Origin of the sequence: Cedecea sp. P7760 (assembly GCF_013386425.1) — a bacterium.
Taxonomy (GTDB): Bacteria; Pseudomonadota; Gammaproteobacteria; order Enterobacterales; family Enterobacteriaceae; genus Cedecea; species Cedecea selenatireducens.
On record NZ_JACARU010000013.1, the window covers coordinates 1 to 17,035 of the forward strand.

Sequence of the window (17,035 nt, forward strand, 5' to 3'; positions counted from 1 at the left end):
CGTTCACCGGTTCGGTGGCTGCATATAAAACAGGGCTGGAAGTGAACGGAACCTTCATCATTTCTTCATAGAGCATCGTGCCGATCTACTCAGCGATAATGTTCCCCAATTTACCCCAGCAGCTTCAACAGCGTTTGCCGCTGCTTATCGTTAATATCCAGCGGGTTCTGGTAACCGATATTTTCCGTGGCTCGGGTATACAGCGCGACCAGCCAGTCATAAACATAGCTGGCGTTGCCGCGTGTGGGTTGCTCGCCGAGCTGCGTCAGTCGGCGGCTGATATCCGCCTGTGCGGGAGGGGCAAACACCGCCAGGCCCTTGTTCACGCGGCTTGCCGGGCGGCCAGAAACGGGCACGCTGGCGTAGCCCAGCCAGGCAATGAAATCACCCAGCACCGTGCTGGCGCGGGAGATATCCAGCTCAAGCCCTGAATCACCGTTTTGCATACTGCGTTCCAGCATCAGCGGCACATCCAGCCGATAGCTGGCGACGATCAGCACATCGCACAAAGCCTGAAGCTGCACGCTGTCCAGGCCAAACTGGTGCGCTGCCTCGCGGCGATGGCCCAGCAGGCGCAGGTGGTTAACCCAAAGCTGATGCACGGCACGGGCATAGCTAATGCCCTCGCTCTGCGAGGCTTCATGCTCGGTGCCGTCGGCAAACAGGTCTATTTCCAGCGCAAAGCCTTCCGGCTTAGGCTGATGCTGCTGTTGATGCCGCAGCCAGCGCTGCTGAAGCGCATCACGAGACGGTACAAGGCTTGCCAGCAAATTTCCATGCTGGGTGGCTCTCGCCTGCAGGGCGCGCACAAGATCTTCGGCCTGCTGGCGTGCCTGCTGGGGCGTAACCTGCTGCGCGTCAATAAAGCGCTGGAACAGCGCGACGGTTTGCGTGTCCAGGTCGTTGCGCAGTGCGGCAATACGCTGCTCCCGGCGGGTGGTATTGAGCGCATCGGTCAACCATTCCAGCAGGCGATGCATGTTTCTACTGTCCAGCGCCTGTAGCGTGCCCCAACGTTTACCCGGATAGCCGACCAGACGCTGAACGCCGTCATCAAGGCTGGTACCCAGGGTAAAGCGGGCATCAAACGGGGTAATCGCCCAGACCAGGCCCGGCAGAGCACTGTGTCCCGGACTTTGGGTGCTGTCCACCCACCACGCCAGCGCTTTGCCCGCCGCCTGCACTTCACCGCGCTCATTGACGGCGTTGCAAACAAGCAAAGTGTCCGGCTGCAGGCGAGTTGTGTACCAGGTCAGCAACTGGGGTGGGATATCCAGTAAATCTACGTTAGCCAGCGCCGACGGCTGGCTGAGGGTAAAAATGACTTCCGCGCACAGCTGGGCGAGATCGTTTTGCGGCAGGCTCAGATGGGAGCCAGGCAGATTATCCACCAGCGGGCAAACCATCACGTCAGCCTGTTCAGGCACGTCTTCCGGGCCAGCCGGGATCAGAAAACCCTCTGTCGGGAGCAGGAAGCTGTCGACGACCAGGCTTGCCGGGGCCAGCACTTGCTCCACGCTGCCGAGATGCAGCAGCGCCAGCGCCAGCCGCTGCCAGGTTTCCGTCAGGGCGCTATCTTCCCCCCACAGCAGGGCGAACAGCGCGGCCCGATCTTCTACGCAGAGGTAAGGTGCAAGCTGCGCCATTTGGTAACCAACGTGCTCGTCCAGGTGATTCTGGCGACGCTGAAGGCGGTGGTAGCCGTGCAGCAGATCGGCAGTTTCTTCGCTGGTTAAGCCTGGCGTTTGCACGGGCTGACGGCGGGACTCAAGTTCGGTCAGGCGCAGGGCAACCGCGCTGGACGTCGCCAGGCGAGGCGCGTCAGAAGCGTGATAACGGTTGATAAACTGCTGTGCCAGTTCGGCTTCGCTAAACAGCGTCAACAGCAGCGGGTAATTATCCACTTCCGGCGCGTGCTGCGCGCTAAAACGCACCGCCATGGTGGCTGGCGTATGCCCCGGATTGATGTGCGTCAGGTAGTCCAGGCGCTTATCGCCGAGCTGAATATCAATGCGCCCGTTCGGGCTGCCCTGCAGGGTATTCAGCAGGTGGTTTTTGCCGTCCAGAGCGTGACCATAAATCCCCAGCGTCAGCGGAGCGTCTTCCAGCGCGCTGATTCGGCGCTGGCGTTCGCTCAACTGCTGCAGGCGGGCCAGCAGGCTGTCCGCTTCGTTATCCAGCAGCGGAGAGAAAGTTCGGGTCATCTGAACCCAGGTCACCAGAGGGCTGAGCGAGGTAGTTAGCTGCTTCATTTTTGGTAAACGCTCCCGCTGTCTATCCAGTAATGCGTCGCCCCGCTGTAGCTGCCAGCGAGGGTATTCAGTTTAAAACTAAGCTGTTCGAGAGGGACTTTGCTGCCGTCCGACAGCCAGGCTTCGGCGAGGTGAAACGACTCGGCCTCGCGGGTTTGTTTCAGGCGTACGTTCAGCACGCCGTCTCCGGCGATAGATTTCGCCAGCTGCGGCGAGTTAATCGCCAGCGTGTAGAGCGGCGTGGCCGGCCAGCGGGCGTTATCCAGCTGGCGGAAGCCCAGGCAGGCGTTGCCGCGCAGCGGGAAGTGGACTCTGGTGTCCAGGCTCGCCTGCGGGCTGTCGAGATCGATATCCCGGTACCAGACGTTGTCTTCCAGCAGCCGGTCGTTGCCGTCCAGCATGCCCAGATAGCGCACGGTGGAATAGGCCTGAATATCGGCGGCCTTAAAGTTAAAGCTCGGCAGACGCAGGTCCATCGCCAGGCTGCACAGCATCGCGCCCACCGCGGCGGTAGATTTCGGGTTGCCGATGCGGCCCTGCTGGCTGAACGGATACCACTCGTGGGTCTGGTAGTTATCGAGCCAGACGATGCGGTTAACCGGCACCGGCTGGAGATGGCGCAGCAGCGCCTGCACGCCCGGCAGGCAGCCCGGGCGACCGGTGACTAACAGCACGTCACAACAGTAATGGTTGATAACCTCGCACAACGCCTGCAGCGGCGCGGTGAGGGTAAACTGGCCCGCCAGTAGGGCATCCTGCAGCGCGGCAATTTCTGCCTGCAGCGGCACGCTCATGATGTCGAACTGCGGCGCATCGGCCGGTAGCTCATGCTGCACGGCCTGCTGAACGTAATTGATCACGTTGCGGGTTGGCAGCTGGCTCAGCAGCTCGCCAAAGGTGGCTTCAAGGACGGCATTCGGCTCTTCCGGGTCGCTCTCTTCCCAGAATGACAGCACCGCATGCCCAAGCGGAATAAACAGCTGCAACGCGGTTTGCTGGCGCAGCGTGGCGCGGGTATCCATGCGGCCGGACTCCCCGAACAGCGTGGTCATCAGGCCTGGCGCGTCGGCTACGCCTGCTTTATGGATGTGGGCCTGTAAAGCGGGCAGCACGCAGCGCTGAATCACGTCCAGCAAAATATCGTCCCCGGCGACCTTAAAACCTTCGCGGAATAGCAGGCGCGGGGCGATTTTCACGTTGCTGCCTACGCCGTCATCCAGCTGGTACTGGGTGATGGCCATGTCGGTGGTACCGCCGCCGATGTCAATGGAGGCTACTCGCAGGGTTTTACCGACAGGTTCGTCCGGCGTCAGGGCGCGGTCAGGGCGGGCGAGGCTCTCAAAGAAGCGCCCGGTTTGCCCGGCATAGTTAACCAGCGCTTCGTTATACAGCCAGACCAGCTGGCCGCAAGTCGCTTCGTCCCACTCCATCTGCACTTCTGGCACCGGCACGATGCTTTTCTTTTTGTCACGCTCGAGGGTGAACCCGTCGTCGGTCGGGTGCCAGTCCATCGCCTTCCACACCAGGCCTACAGCCTCCTGCATACGCTGGCGGAACAGCTCGCGCTCCGGCTTCGGCATGGCGGAAGGCAGCGTCAGGATCAGGTTACGCAGCTGGCGAGGTGAGGTCGGGTGCCCCATGCTCTGGCGGGAGCCAATACTGTTGATCTGCATCAGCGCCTGAGAGAGCAGCTCGCACAGCATCAGCGTCATCAGCGAACTGCGGCTGTACTGCGGCGAAAACACCGGCAGACGCTCGTCCATCGGCAGGGCGTACAGCGGCTGCCCGTCATCGTTCATCAGGTTCATCAGCGGGAAGGCGGTTGCCAGCGGCTCGCGTTGGGTTTTGACGCCCATCTGGCTGAAGCGCCAGTCCTGGCTGGCTGGCGTGACATCCCACAGGTAGCGGCGCGGGCTGGAGATCCCGCTGGCGCCTTCGGTGCCGAGGCGAGCGCAGGCCATGCGGCGGGCTTCATCGCCGACGCGGGCAATAGAAGGCCAGACAAAAGCGTCGTCACGTCCGCTTTCGACGGAGAAATGCTGCTTGCCGAACTTCGCCTCGCTGAATTCAAGGCGGCTGGTGAACATCGCGTCGTTGATCAGCTGTGGCTCGCTCAGGGAGCGGATTTGCAGCTCGGCGGTCTGGCGCAGGCCATCGTTCTCTTCGCCGTGATCTTCAATCAGCACGCCGCAGGTATGGGTGTTGCCGACGTCGAGCACTAAATCTACGTCAATCGGCGGGGATTGCAGGGTCGCCGTGACGATTTTCACTTCCGGCACCGCCAGTTGATTGCCGATAAGCTCAAGAATATTCAGGTAGTGAGCCTGGTACTCAAAGGCTTTCATCGCCGCGGTGAGGTCGCGCTCCGAGCGTTCTTCAACGCGGGTGGCGAACTGAGCAAAGGTTTCGCGCAGCCAGCCGTCCACCCAGGTCTGATCGAGAAACTCTTTGATCTCGTGGTTATGCCAGGCAAGGGCAAAACGAGCGCCGTTACGCACGTCGCTTTCGGTTGGCGCAAGGTGCGCGGCCGGGTGGTCATCCGCGTAGATTTTGCTGTCCAGGGCGATGCTAATGCGCACGGTGTTGCCCGCAGGGTCTGGCGTTTCCAGCACCCGAACCTGAACGCGCGCCCAGTTATCGGGGCCACCAACAAAGGTACGGGGCGGGTTAAAACGCAGGAAAGGCAGCGGCAGCCAGGTCTTATCCATCACCCGCAGGGAGTGGCCAAGCGTAATGGTGCTTTCGGGTTTCACCACTTCTGGCGCGGCGCCGTTTTCTCCCGGCAGGGTAAATTTCCCCGGCACAACGTCGTAGTCCAGACGCAGCAGCGGGCCGTTGGCCGTCTGGCGTACAAAGCGCCCGGCGTGGGCGGCGTTAGTCTGCGGCGCAAGGCCGAAATCCAGGAACTGAATGCCGCTGTCTTTGATGAGCGTGACGCTCGGCTTGTAGTGAAAAAGGGTCGCCAGCATTCTCAGTTACTCACTTTGCGGAAGGTGATGGGGATGACCTTGTCGCCATCATAGCGCCCGGTGCAAACGGCGGCGCCGTTGCTGCCGGTTTTACAGGTCACTTCCGGCATCGGGTAGCGGCTGCCGTCGCTGCAGCGAGCGCTGCCGCGGGTTTTAATCATCAGCGCGCCGTTCTGATGCAGGCCGGAAAACATCTCTGCTTTACAGACAATGTTATCGCCGTGCACCAGGCGCACCGTGCCTTTATTGTTGGCAATCTGGTAGCGCAGGCTTGGGGCTTTGCCGGTGATTGGGTCGCTGAAATTAATTTGCGCACGCCAGGTGCCGTTGAGGAATTTAGTGGAGCCCATTTTCAGCGCCTCAGCCGGTAAAATTAACGCATTCTTCGGCACGTCTGCCGCAACGGCAATGGCCTCTGGCTCAGGTGCTGCGGCAGGTTCTGGCTCTGGTTTTGCCGGGGCTACAACCTCGGCAGGCGTCAGCGGCAGGGTGGTTTTTACCGCGTCTACGGCCTGGATTGGCGCAGGCGCAATAGGCTGAGGCTGAACTTCGGCCTGGGCCATTGCCACAGGCTCGGCCTGATTACCGCTAAGCAACAGGTAACTAACTGGTGCCGCAACGGCCACGGCAATCACGGCGGCGACCGGCAGCAGCCAGCGGCGACGTGGTTTTTTCGCTATGACGACGGGTTCCGGACGTGGCGCGGGTTTTTCTTCTTCAACCGGCGCTGCCTTAATGGCGGCTGTCGAGAGGCTGTAAACAGGAGAATCTTCGGATACCTGAACGGCTCGCGGGGTTTCAAGCAGCGGTTTTTCCGGCTCGCTGATTTCTACCGGCAGCGGTTCGGGCTCCGGCATGGCTTCTTCTGGGATAAAGGCGATTTCCGGCTCGCGCGGCTCAATAACGCGCAGGCACTCCAGCACGTCATCCCGTGCGCCCTGGTTGAGGTTCACAAAACCCCAGAAGGTGAGAACCGGCTTGCCGTTCACCAGATAGACGTGCTGACTGCCGGGGAACTGCAGGGCTTTTTCCAGCAGCGCCCCAAACAGGCGAATCGAAGTTTTATCCGCCTGCTGGCAGCGGGCGCTGAGCGAGGCTACGTTAGATAAGCAATTATCCAGATAGCGAAGGGCGGTGCGACGCTCTTCGTCGCTGGCGGCGGCCCAGCTGGTGACGCTGCCTTCCTGAGGCGCGTACCAGTCTACCCGGTCACCTTCGTCGTTAGGCTGGGGAATGGCCAGGGCATCGGCGACCGCCTGCTGTTTACGAAGGCGTAAGGTTTCACGTATCTGAAACGCCGAATCAAATACCGCCTGACCGTTTTCGCCCAGCGCGAGAAAGTCATCCAGGCATCCGCTGCGCAATAATGTTTTTGCCACGTCATCAATCCTGCTGTTAACGGCTCACCCGAGAGCCATCTTCACGCTTTACAGTTTAACGAAGCGGCCCTAAGTCAAACGGCTGAAGAGACGGCAAAATGGGTAAATTATCTGGCTATTAGATAAAATGAGGCGGCTATACTTACCTGCTGGTAAGTCACTTACCGGCGGGTAACTTCTTGACCAGAAAGAAAAAGGCAGACACGATGGGCTCCGTTTTCGCGGCCAGCAGGCCGGAGCTTTCCCTCTAACCATGTCGAGAAACATTATGGCTAAAATCGTTGTTATTTACTTTTCCGGATACGGCCACACTAAACGTGTGGCAGAGCACGTTGCGCAAGGGGCAAACGCCGAACTGATCGCCGTAGACAGCAACGGTGATATTCAGGAAGCGGACTGGCAAAAACTGAACGAAGCCAAAGGGATCATCTTTGGGGCGCCAACCTACATGGGCAACGTGCCGTGGCAGTTTAAGAAGTTTGCCGATGCCTCGTCTAAAGTGTGGTTTACCCGCGGCTGGCAGGACAAAGTGTTCGGCGGCTTTACCAACAGCGCCAGCCTGAACGGCGACAAGCAGGTTAGCCTGCAGTGGATGCAAACCCTGGCCTCCCAGCACGGCGGCATTTGGGTTAGCCTGGGGCAACTGCCTGCTAACACGCTGGCGGCGACCCGTGATGATGTGAACAATCTGGGCGGCTCCGTAGGCCTGCTGGTGCAGTCCCCGGCCGATGCCAGCGCCGAGCAAATTGCCCAGGGCGACCTGGACACCGCCGTGAAATATGGCGCCCGCGTGGCCGATATTGCCGCCCGCCTGAGCTAACGTTTCTCTTCTTTTCTAAAGCGCCTGCGGGCGCTTTTGCCTTTGGCTTCTTCCTCAGTAATTACCCCTGGTTATTGTCAGTTGTATTCATCAGATAAATACTTATCATGATAATTATCTTGGTGACTATTTATCTGGGAAGTACCTCATGCATGACGATAAGTACGACATTGTCGATTTTCCCGAACGCCCGCTGGGGATGCGCCTGGCGATGCTGGTACGCCTGTGGCGCGGCATCGTGGATGATGCCGTCGCCTTTACCGGCCTGACCCAGAGCAGCTGGACGACGCTGATGCAGCTCAGCGTGGCGGGAGAGAAAATCACCGTCACGGATCTGGCCCGGGCGCAGGGCATCGACCTGCCGCCTCTGACGCGCACGCTGGCACAGCTTGAGAAAGAAGGGTATGTCACCCGCACCCCGGACGAAAAAGACAGGCGGGTGAAATTTATCTCGCTGACGCCCGCAGGCCAAAAAGCGATTAAAGCGGTAAGTGAAACGGTGGAGCGCTGTCAGGCGCAGGTCGCGCAGGGCATTCCGGCGCAGCAAATAGAACAGTTCAGCCAGACGGTAAATCTGCTGGCCGCCAACATGATCAAAATTCGGTAGCTTTTTTACGCCTGGTATTCAGGCGTATTTCTCATTTAGCGAGTAGTTATGACCCCTGAACAACGATTTACCCGTTGGGTAAAAGTCACGCTGGCGCTGTTTGCCGCAATGTTTTGCTATTTTCTGGCCGCCGATATCTGGGTGCCGCAAACCCCAGACTCCACCGTGATGCGCGTGGTGACCCCGGTTTCATCCCGCGTGTCGGGCTACGTGACGCATATCTACGTCAGCAATAACAGCGTGGTGAAGAAAGGGGATGTGCTGTTCGAGATAGATAATAAGCCCTACCAAAATCAGCTGGAACGCGCGGAGATTGCTTATCAGCAAGCGATACTCGACAACCAGCAAATTGATGCCCAAATCAGCGCCGCGCGGGCGAAAATCAAAGCCGCCCAGCTGGATGCCGACAATGCCGGGCGCAGCTATCACCGTTACAACGGCCTGAGCAGCGGGAATCTGATCTCAAAACAGGATCTGGATGCGGCCTTTACGCGCTGGCAAAGCGCGGTGCAAAACGTTAACAACCTCCAGGCGTCGCTGGCGCAGTTGGTGATTTCGCGGGGTGAACGCGGGGAGCAAAACGTCACGCTGCAAAAATACCGTAACCTGCTGAACGACGCCCGGCTAAACCTGGATTACACCCGCGTGGTGGCCAGCAGCGACGGCATTATCAGTAATTTGCAGCTGAAAGAGGGCTGGTATGCGGGGGCGGGCGCACCCGCGCTGGCGCTGGTCAACGACAGGCTCGATATCGTGGCCGACTTCCGGGAGAAAAGCCTGAGCAAAACCCGGCCAGAGACCACGGCGGATATCGTTTTTGACGGGCTTCCGGGGCAGGTTTTCAAAGCCCGGGTGACCAGCAAAGATGCGGGGGTCCTGCAGGGGCAGCAGGCTATTAACGGCCAGCTTTCCGCCCCGGAAACCTCAAACCGCTGGGTGAGGGACGCGCAGCGCATGCGCATTCATTTGCTGCTTGAAGACGGGAAAACGCCAGATTTGCCGGCAGGCGCGCGGGCCACGGTGCAGCTCTACAATTCACCTTCCGCTTTCGCTTCGTTTATCGGCGGGATGCAAATCAGGCTGGTGAGCTACCTGCATTATGTTTATTAAATTTATTCTTGGCCCGCTGAAGCGTAACGCGCCGACGCCGTTCAGCGGCAATGACTTCCGCCATATGCTGCGCATCGTCATGGCGGGCTGCGTGGGGATGTTTGTCTACAGCTGGGTCAATACGCAGTATGGGGTGTTCTATGTGGTTTACCCCATCATGCTTACCGGCCTGGTGCCTGTTTTTAACGGCCATATCGCCCGGCAGATGATTGCCAATGCGCTGATTAATTGCGTAGAAATGACGCTGCTGTTTGCGGTGCTGGTGAATTACCCGCTGCCGATGACGCTGATTGTCTTCCTGATGTACATGACGCGCTTCTACCTGATGAGCCGGGGGCCGCTCTTCCTGTTTGGCTCAATGGGCGTGGTCTGCTTAAGCGTGATGGCAAACTTCCTGAGCTACCCGACCACCGACATGAGCGACCTGATGTTTTCTAACATCATCGGCAGCCTGCTGGCGGTAGGGCTGTCGGCGCTCAGCTGCTATCTGCTGCCGGACGTCGAGCCGCGCAAGCCGCCGCCTGCTATCCAAAAAGACGGGCCAAGGGTAATGCATGAAACGCTGCTGGCCTCGTTAACGGCGACCATCTTATTCACCGTGTTCCAGGTCTACACGCTGAATGACTCCCTGGCCGCGCTGATGGCAGGGATTTTTGCTCTGTTCCCCATGCACTTCCGGGGGGCGATTCTTTCGTCCTGGTGGCGCATCGTCGGGGTAATAGCCGGATGTCTCTATGCGATTCTGGTCCAGCTGGTTATCTACGATTTTAGCCGTCACCTGATCCTGCTGATGCCGTTGATTAGCCTCGGCCTGCTGCTGGCCGCGCGAATTCACGTTTTTGAGAAGGTCGGGCCGGGCGTGGGCTTTTCTATTCTGACCACTCTGGCGCTGATGTTCGGGCAATACATGCACCCGAACCAGGATATCGTTTTTAGCGCGCTGTACCGTATCTCATCGGTATCGGTGGCGATTGTCGGCACGCTGGCCGTCACCTTTATTATCCATAAGATACTGAATAACTTTGCCTCAACGCGCTATATCGTGAAATGACGCTAGTCCTGCTCCGGCCAGTCGCGGGTAATGCCCGGCTGGACAGGGCGCTCAAGATAGGTCGACAGCACGATGTAGGTTCTGGTCGCCACCACGCCGTTAATCTCATACAGATGGGCGAGGAGGGCCTCAAGCGCTCTTGAGTCCTCGGTGCGCACCTTGAGCAGCATGGAGGTGTCCCCGGCCACGGAATGAATCTCTTCCACCTCCGGGTAGGCGGAAATGCGCAGCAGATCCGGCGTTTTTCCCCAGCCTTTGGTATCAATGTGGACGAATGCCAGCAGGGATTTGTTGATGGCCTTTGGGTCGAGCAGCGCCGCCGTCTGCTGGATCACGCCCGATCGCTTCAGGCGCTTAACGCGTTCATGTACCGCTGGCGCAGAAAGCGCCACTTTTTCGCCGAGTTCGGCATAGCTGATGGTCGCATCCTCCACCAGCGCGCCTAATATTCTTCGGTCTGCGGCATCGAGAACTCGTTCTGCCGCACCGTTCTGCTTAATACCGTCTGTTTCTTTTTTCATATCGACTCTCGCTAATGACGCTGAATTTCATTCGGATAAAATTGGTTTTTATCGAATGTAAGTCAAGTTTAATCATTATTCAGGAAGTGAAATGAAAAATAGCCGGTGTCTGGAGCTGCATCCAGAGCCGTCTCTGTCTCCCGCCAAAGCTGTATATGTGTTAACCGGCTGCGTCGGCGTTATCGGCGCTAACTCGATGGTGCTGGGGCCAATCGCTCCGGCAGTGGCGTCATCCATAGGCGCGACAGTGCCGACGGTGATGATGGCCGCAGCGGCCTTCGGGCTCGGCACGGCGACAAGTGCGCTGTTTTTGGCAAGGCTTATCGACTTAGTCGGCTCTGCCCGGATGCTCAAATTCACCATGACGCTGCTGGGCGTGGCGCTGCTGCTTTGCGCGGCTTCGCCCTCCGTGGCGATGTTTATTGCCGCCCAGCTGATTGCCGGGATCGCTTCGGGTATCGCGCTGCCCGCGATTTACGCCAGCGCGGCCGCCATCGCGGAGCCGGGGCGTGAAAGCCGGACCATCGGCAAAGTGCTGACAGGCTGGACGCTGAGCATGATCGCCGGCGTGTCGTTTTCCGTGGTGCTGACCGAACTGTTCAGCTGGCGCGCGGTGTATGTGTCGGTCAGCTGTCTCGCCGCTCTGGCGCTGATTGCTTTGTTCAGGCTGAATATGCAGGATCGCCCGGCGGCGGGCATTGCCCCGTCACCGCTTTCTGCGCTGGGCCTGCCGGGGATCAAGTCATTGCTGGTGGTGTGCGGCGCATTTATGACCGCGTTTTACGGCCTGTATGCCTATCTGGGCGACCATCTTCATCAAGATCTCGGCCTGCCGGTGACGGCGAACGGCGGGGTGGCGATTGCCTATGGAGCAGGGTTTGGCTGTGCGGCATTGCTCAGCGGGATGGTGGACCGGTTTGGCCCTAAACGCCTGATGCCGCCTGTTCTTCTGGTTGCTGCTGCGGTTTATCTTGGGCTGGCGCTGTTCGGCAGCATGCTGGTGGGGGTTATCTGCCTGCTGTTTGTGCTGGGCCTGGTGAACCACCTGGGGGTGAACTTATTGATTCAGCGCCTGACGGCCATCGACCCGGCTAAGCGTGGCACGCTGATGGGGCTAAATAGCGCGGTGACTTATCTGGCGGTGTTTGCCGGCAGCAGCAGCTACGGGCCGCTTTATACCGACCATGGTTTTACCGCTCTCTCGCTGGCCTCTCTGGCGCTGATGATTATTGCGGTGCTGACCTGTCTGTGGCGTGATTTTGCCGGGCAGGGTGTGAAGGTTGTGGGTTGAGTCCCCATGTTAACCGCCACTATTGTATAGAGAAGGGAAGGCTTGCCATTTGCTTGTCGCTACAGGCTGTGCTGTTATTACTGTGAGAAATAATAAGTAGCTCAACCATTTGGCAAGCAAATAAAAGGCAAACGATATGTCTACAGGGAAAACACTGCTCGGCCTGCTGCTGAGCGCGCTCCTCCCGGCAGGAAGCGCATTGGCGGCGGCAAACAGCACGCTGGTTTACTGCTCCGAAGCCTCTCCTGAATCCTTTAACCCACAAATTGCCAGCTCCGGCCCAAGCTTTGTCGCCAGCTCGCAAACCCTTTATAACCGCCTGATTGATTTCAACCTGGCCGACAATACGCCGGTGCCGTCGCTGGCGACGGAATGGAAAATCAGCCCGGACGGTAAAACTTATACCTTTACCCTGCGCCAGGGCGTGAAGTTCAACAGCAACAAGTTCTTTAAGCCCACGCGTGACTTTAACGCCGATGACGTGGTGTTCTCGGTCATGCGCCAGAAAGACGCCAACAACCCGTATCACAAGGTGTCGCAGGCGAACTACGAATACTTTAACGACGTGGGCCTCGATAAGCTCATCGTGGACGTTAAAAAGCTGGATGATTACCACGTCCAGTTCACCCTGAGCGAGCCGAACGCGGCGTTCCTGGCCGACTGGGGCATGGACTTTGCCTCTATTCTGTCGGCGGAATATGCGGACTCGATGCTGAAAGCCGGCACGCCTGAGCGGGTGGACAACAACCCAATCGGCACCGGGCCTTACGCGCTGCAGGACTATAAAATTGACTCCGTGATTCGCTACGTCGCCAACCCAGACTACTGGAAAGGCGAGGTGCCGACCAAACACCTGATCTTCTCTATCACCCCGAACGTGCAAACCCGCCTGGCGAAGCTGCAGAAGAATGAATGCCAGATTATTCCGGCCCCAAGCCCGGTACAGTTCGACGCCATCAAGGCGAATAAAGACCTGGCGCTGCACAGCATTGACGGCCTGAACGTCGGTTATCTGGCGTTTAACACCAGCAAAAAGCCGTTCGATAACGCGCTGGTTCGCCAGGCGCTGAACTACGCGGTGGACAAAAAAGCTATCGTTAACGCCATCTTTATGGGCTCCGGCTCGGTGGCAAAATCACCGATCCCGCCGACCATGCTGGGCTACGACAAGGATCTGAAAGACTACGGCTACGATCCGGAAAAAGCCAAAGCGCTGCTGAAGCAGGCCGGGCTGGAGAAGGGCTTTGATACCGATCTTTGGTCCATGCCGGTGCAGCGTCCGTATAATCCTAACTCACGCCGCATTGCGGAGATGATTCAGAGCGACTGGGCGAAAGTGGGCGTGAACGCCAAAATCGTTACCTTTGAATGGGGCGAGTATCTGGCCGGGATGCGGAAAGGGGAGCACTCCTCGGCGCTGTTTGGCTGGATGTCCGATAACGGCGACCCGGATAACTTTGCCGATACCCTGCTGGGCTGCGGCAGCGTAGCCAGTGGGTCGAACGTTGCCCGCTGGTGCGACAAAAACTACGACGCCCTGGTGCAGAAGGCGAAGCTAACCAGCGACCCGGCCGCCCGTGCGAAGCTCTATGTGCAGGCGCAGGAAATTTACTATCAGCAGGCGCCGTGGATTGCGCTGGCGAACGGTAAAACCTTCTACGCGACCCGCAGCAACGTGAGCGGTTATACCGTTAGCCTCGCCGGGAGTGACTTCTCCAAAGCGAAGCTGGACTAACCAGTACCAACCCTCACCCCGGCCCTCTCCCTGAAAGGGAGAGGGGGAATACGGATGCTTTCTCTTTTTATTCCCTCTCTCCATGAGGAAAGGGTTTCTCTTCTTATTCCCTCTCCCCTCTGGGGAGAGGGTTAGGGTGAGGGGAAAAACATGATAAGGAACACGCCATGACCCATCTTTCAGACGTTATCAGCCGCGTAGACGCGGCGATTGCCGCAGACGTCATCACCCACATGAACGAACTGTTGATTGAACTTAGCGACGACGCAGAGCTGACGCGAGAAGACCGTTATGCCCAACAGCAGCGGCTGCGCATCGCCATTGCCCACAAGGGCAATCACCACAGAGAAGAAACCGAAGAGCGCCGCGAGCAGTTAACGCGCAGCGGCACCATTATCTAGCCGGGAGTTATTATGCGTATTGGATTTATCGGGCTGGGCGGAATGGGCCAGCCGATGGCAGAAAATCTGCTGAAAGCCGGGCATCAGGTTGCCGTGTGGAACCGTTCTCAGGCGCCTGCGGAAGCTTTAAAAGCAAAAGGGGCGACAGTTGTAGCCACGCCGGCTGAGTTTACCGACAGCGAAGTGCTGATAACTATGCTGGCCGACGACGATACCAGCCGCCGCGTGATTATCGATCAGGGCGCGCTTGCCGCGCTGCCGAAGGGCGCTATCTGGATCAACATGGCCACCGTTTCCGTTGCCTTTACCAATGAAATGGCGGAAAAGGCCGACGCTGGCGGGCAGCGTTATATCGCTGCGCCTGTGCTGGGGCGCGTGGACGTGGCAGCTGCGGGTAACCTGAACATTCTTACCGCCGGGCCAGCGGAACTGCTGGACAGCGTGCAGCCGATCTTTGATGTTCTGGGGCAGAAAACCTGGCGCTTTGGCGACAGGCCGGAGCAGGCAGCGGCGGTGAAGCTGGCGGCTAACTTTATGCTGGCCAGCGCCATTGAAGCGATGGGGGAATCATCTGCTCTGGTCGGCGCTTATGACGTTACAGCGGGGGATTTCCTCGGCATGTTGACCAGCACCTTGTTTGCCGCCCCGGCCTATAAAAACTATGGGGCGATGATTGCCGGGTCACGCTACAGCCCGGCAGGTTTTACCATGAAACTTGGGCTGAAAGACGTGCGTCTGGCGCAGCAGGCGGCAGAAAGTAAAAATGTGCCGATGGGATTTGCTGGCGTGCTACGGGATAACTATCTTGATGCACTGGCCCACGGTGATGAACAGCTCGACTGGGCGGCTTTAGCCACGGTGTCCGCTCGCCGTAGCGGGCAATAAGTTTTATTGGTGGCGAACGCATTGCATTCGCCGCTAAATATATCCCCTTAATTATTCACTCGCACTAAAACAATGCGCCGCCACGGTGCATTAAATATAACAAAATCTTATTTATTGATTAAAACTCCTTGCTAATCATTGGCTAACTAAACATGGCATCGTAATTGCTTTATCTATTCCATCTTGTATACCAGGTGGGATTCCAGCTTATGCCAGTCGCTCTCTTGTCGCAGTGGATTACCGATTACCAGCAACAGCCTCATTTGCTCCTGGGGGCTTATCAGCAATTAATGGCCAATATCTCACGGCAGGATAATGCCTGGATATATATCGCCAGCGAACAGCAAATAACTGCGCAAATAAATTCATTATTGCAGGCCATTAATGACGAGGATAAAACACCGGCGGATTTCCCGTTATTTGGCGTGCCGTTTGCGGTTAAAGACAATATTGATGTGGCCGGGATGCCCACCAGCGCAGCCTGCCCGGTATTTACTTATCATCCCACTGACGATGCCACGGTAATTGCGCGCCTTCGCGCCGCCGGGGCCATTGTGGTGGGCAAAACTAATCTCGACCAGTTTGCGACCGGCCTGGTCGGCACTCGCTCTCCCTATGGCGCGGTGGTTAACAGTTTCAACCCGGATTACGTCAGCGGCGGCTCGAGTTCAGGCTCCGCTTCCGTGGTGGCTCGCGGGCTGGTTTGTTTCTCTTTGGGGACGGACACCGCAGGCTCCGGGCGCGTTCCTGCCGGGTTCAATAATATCGTCGGTTTAAAACCCACCAAAGGCTGGCTCTCTACCGCTGGTGTCGTCCCAGCCTGTCGCCTCAACGACTGTGTTTCGATTTTTGCCCACTCGGCGGCGGATGCAGCCCTGATCGCAAATGTAGCCGGGGGGTACGATCCGCTCGATCCTTATTCCCGCAGCAATCCTAATACCGCCCCGGCTCGCTTTAGCCCGCGCCTGCGCTTTGCTATTCCAGACCGACTGAACTTCTTTGGCGACAAACTCAGCGAGGAGGCTTTTCAGCGGGCGTTAGAAAGATTAATGGCGATGGGGGCAGAGCTGGTCGCCGTGGATTTCAGTGATTTCACCCGTCTTGCTGAACAGCTTTATAACGGGGCGTGGGTGGCCGAGCGCACCGTCGCGGTGAAAGAGATCCTCGAAAAACATCCTGATGCCATGGATCCCACCGTGCGCGGTATCGTCGCCAGCGGCCTGAGCTTCACGGCCTGCGATGCGTGGCAGGCCGAATATACCCGCGCCGTACTGGCTCGCCGTATTAACCAGCAGCTTGCCTTGTTTGATGCCCTTGTGGTGCCGACGTCGCCGACGATCCACACGCTGGCCGAAATGCGCGACGAGCCCGTCCGCTACAACTCGCAGTTTGGCACCTACACCAACTTTACCAACCTTGCTGACCTGAGCGCACTGGCGCTGCCGGCTGATTTCCGTGCTGATGGCCTGCCAGCGGGAATTACGCTTATCGCGCCTGCCTGGCATGATGCCGCGCTTAGCCACTTTGGCGCGCAATGGCAGACTCAGCTTGATCTCCCCGCCGGAGCAACAGCGCTGAAACTGCCCGCCGCTCAGACCTGCACGCCTGCCGATGGTTACGTGCGCGTAGCGGTGGTGGGCGCTCATCTGCGTGGTATGCCGCTCAATCATCAGTTAACCAGCCGCAATGCCGTGTTTGTCGAAGAAACCCACACGGCGGATACCTATCGCCTGTATGCCCTGGCCAATACCCAGCCGCCGAAGCCTGGCCTGGTTCGCGCCACTGAAGGGCAGCCGATTGCCGTTGAGCTTTGGGATATCCCGCTCGCACGCTTCGGTGAGTTTGTTGCTGAAATTCCCGCGCCGTTGGGGATCGGCACGCTGGCCTTGCAGGACGGGCGCAGCGTGAAGGGCTTTATTTGTGAACCGTGCGCGACAGAAGGCGCCACGGACATTACCCCATGGGGCGGCTGGAAAGCCTGGCTGGCTCGTCAACCTGGCGCTTAAGGAGAGGA

13 protein-coding genes are annotated in these 17,035 nt (G+C 58.4%); 9 read left to right on the plus strand and 4 right to left on the minus strand.

Going from position 1 to position 17,035, the window contains the following annotated elements; translation table 11 throughout:
- Positions 1-110 precede the first annotated feature (110 nt).
- The 3 genes from HX778_RS05120 to HX778_RS05130 are packed head-to-tail and all read right to left on the minus strand — an operon-like array spanning position 111 to position 6,600.
- Positions 111-2,252, minus strand: a complete 2,142-nt coding sequence (locus HX778_RS05120) for a virulence factor SrfC family protein (protein WP_176981433.1) — start codon at positions 2,250-2,252, stop codon at positions 111-113.
- Entirely contained in the window at positions 2,249-5,221 is a 2,973-nt protein-coding gene (locus tag HX778_RS05125; protein WP_038472517.1) for a virulence factor SrfB, read from the minus strand. The genes HX778_RS05120 and HX778_RS05125 overlap by 4 nt, the downstream gene beginning before the upstream one ends.
- A 2-nt stretch (positions 5,222-5,223) precedes the next feature.
- Positions 5,224-6,600 (minus strand): SrfA family protein, encoded by a 1,377-nt coding sequence (locus tag HX778_RS05130; RefSeq protein ID WP_176981434.1) that lies wholly within the window; start codon positions 6,598-6,600, stop codon positions 5,224-5,226.
- 268 nt (positions 6,601-6,868) lie between these two features.
- Here HX778_RS05130 and HX778_RS05135 point away from each other — a divergent pair, with 268 nt between their 5' ends.
- The 4 genes from HX778_RS05135 to HX778_RS05150 all read left to right on the plus strand — a co-directional run bounded on the left by HX778_RS05135 (position 6,869) and on the right by HX778_RS05150 (position 10,188).
- Positions 6,869-7,420 carry a flavodoxin family protein gene (locus HX778_RS05135; RefSeq protein WP_176981435.1) on the plus strand — a complete coding sequence of 184 codons (552 nt, stop codon included), beginning with the start codon at positions 6,869-6,871 and terminating at the stop codon, positions 7,418-7,420.
- Between the two features lie 148 nt (positions 7,421-7,568).
- Positions 7,569-8,027, plus strand: a complete 459-nt coding sequence (locus tag HX778_RS05140) for a MarR family winged helix-turn-helix transcriptional regulator (RefSeq protein ID WP_038472508.1) — start codon at positions 7,569-7,571, stop codon at positions 8,025-8,027.
- A 48-nt stretch (positions 8,028-8,075) separates the two neighbouring features.
- A complete protein-coding gene (locus tag HX778_RS05145; RefSeq protein WP_038472505.1) occupies positions 8,076-9,137 on the plus strand; it encodes an HlyD family secretion protein in 1,062 nt (353 codons plus the stop codon).
- Positions 9,127-10,188 carry a DUF2955 domain-containing protein gene (locus HX778_RS05150; protein ID WP_176981436.1) on the plus strand — a complete coding sequence of 354 codons (1,062 nt, stop codon included), beginning with the start codon at positions 9,127-9,129 and terminating at the stop codon, positions 10,186-10,188. The genes HX778_RS05145 and HX778_RS05150 overlap by 11 nt, the downstream gene beginning before the upstream one ends.
- A 2-nt stretch (positions 10,189-10,190) precedes the next feature.
- On the opposite strand, the gene HX778_RS05155 is transcribed toward HX778_RS05150, so the two are convergent.
- Positions 10,191-10,709, minus strand: a complete 519-nt coding sequence (locus HX778_RS05155) for an Lrp/AsnC family transcriptional regulator (protein ID WP_038472503.1) — start codon at positions 10,707-10,709, stop codon at positions 10,191-10,193.
- Positions 10,710-10,800: 91 nt separating this feature from the next.
- On the opposite strand from HX778_RS05155, the gene HX778_RS05160 reads away from it, so the two are divergent.
- The 5 genes from HX778_RS05160 to atzF all read left to right on the plus strand — a co-directional run bounded on the left by HX778_RS05160 (position 10,801) and on the right by atzF (position 17,027).
- The gene (locus HX778_RS05160) at positions 10,801-12,000 is read left to right on the plus strand and encodes an MFS transporter (RefSeq protein WP_176981437.1); all 1,200 of its coding nucleotides are present in this window, start codon (positions 10,801-10,803) and stop codon (positions 11,998-12,000) included.
- 136 nt (positions 12,001-12,136) lie between these two features.
- On the plus strand, positions 12,137-13,735 hold the full coding sequence (locus HX778_RS05165) for an ABC transporter substrate-binding protein (protein WP_176981438.1): 1,599 nt from the start codon (positions 12,137-12,139) through the stop codon (positions 13,733-13,735).
- A 167-nt stretch (positions 13,736-13,902) separates the two neighbouring features.
- Entirely contained in the window at positions 13,903-14,136 is a 234-nt protein-coding gene (locus HX778_RS05170; protein WP_038472495.1) for a DUF2526 family protein, read from the plus strand.
- A 12-nt stretch (positions 14,137-14,148) separates the two neighbouring features.
- Positions 14,149-15,021 (plus strand): NAD(P)-dependent oxidoreductase, encoded by an 873-nt coding sequence (locus HX778_RS05175; protein WP_176981439.1) that lies wholly within the window; start codon positions 14,149-14,151, stop codon positions 15,019-15,021.
- A 209-nt stretch (positions 15,022-15,230) separates the two neighbouring features.
- Positions 15,231-17,027, plus strand: coding sequence for an allophanate hydrolase (atzF, locus tag HX778_RS05180; protein ID WP_176981440.1), 1,797 nt, complete (start codon positions 15,231-15,233; stop codon positions 17,025-17,027).
- The last annotated feature ends 8 nt before the right edge of the window (positions 17,028-17,035 follow it).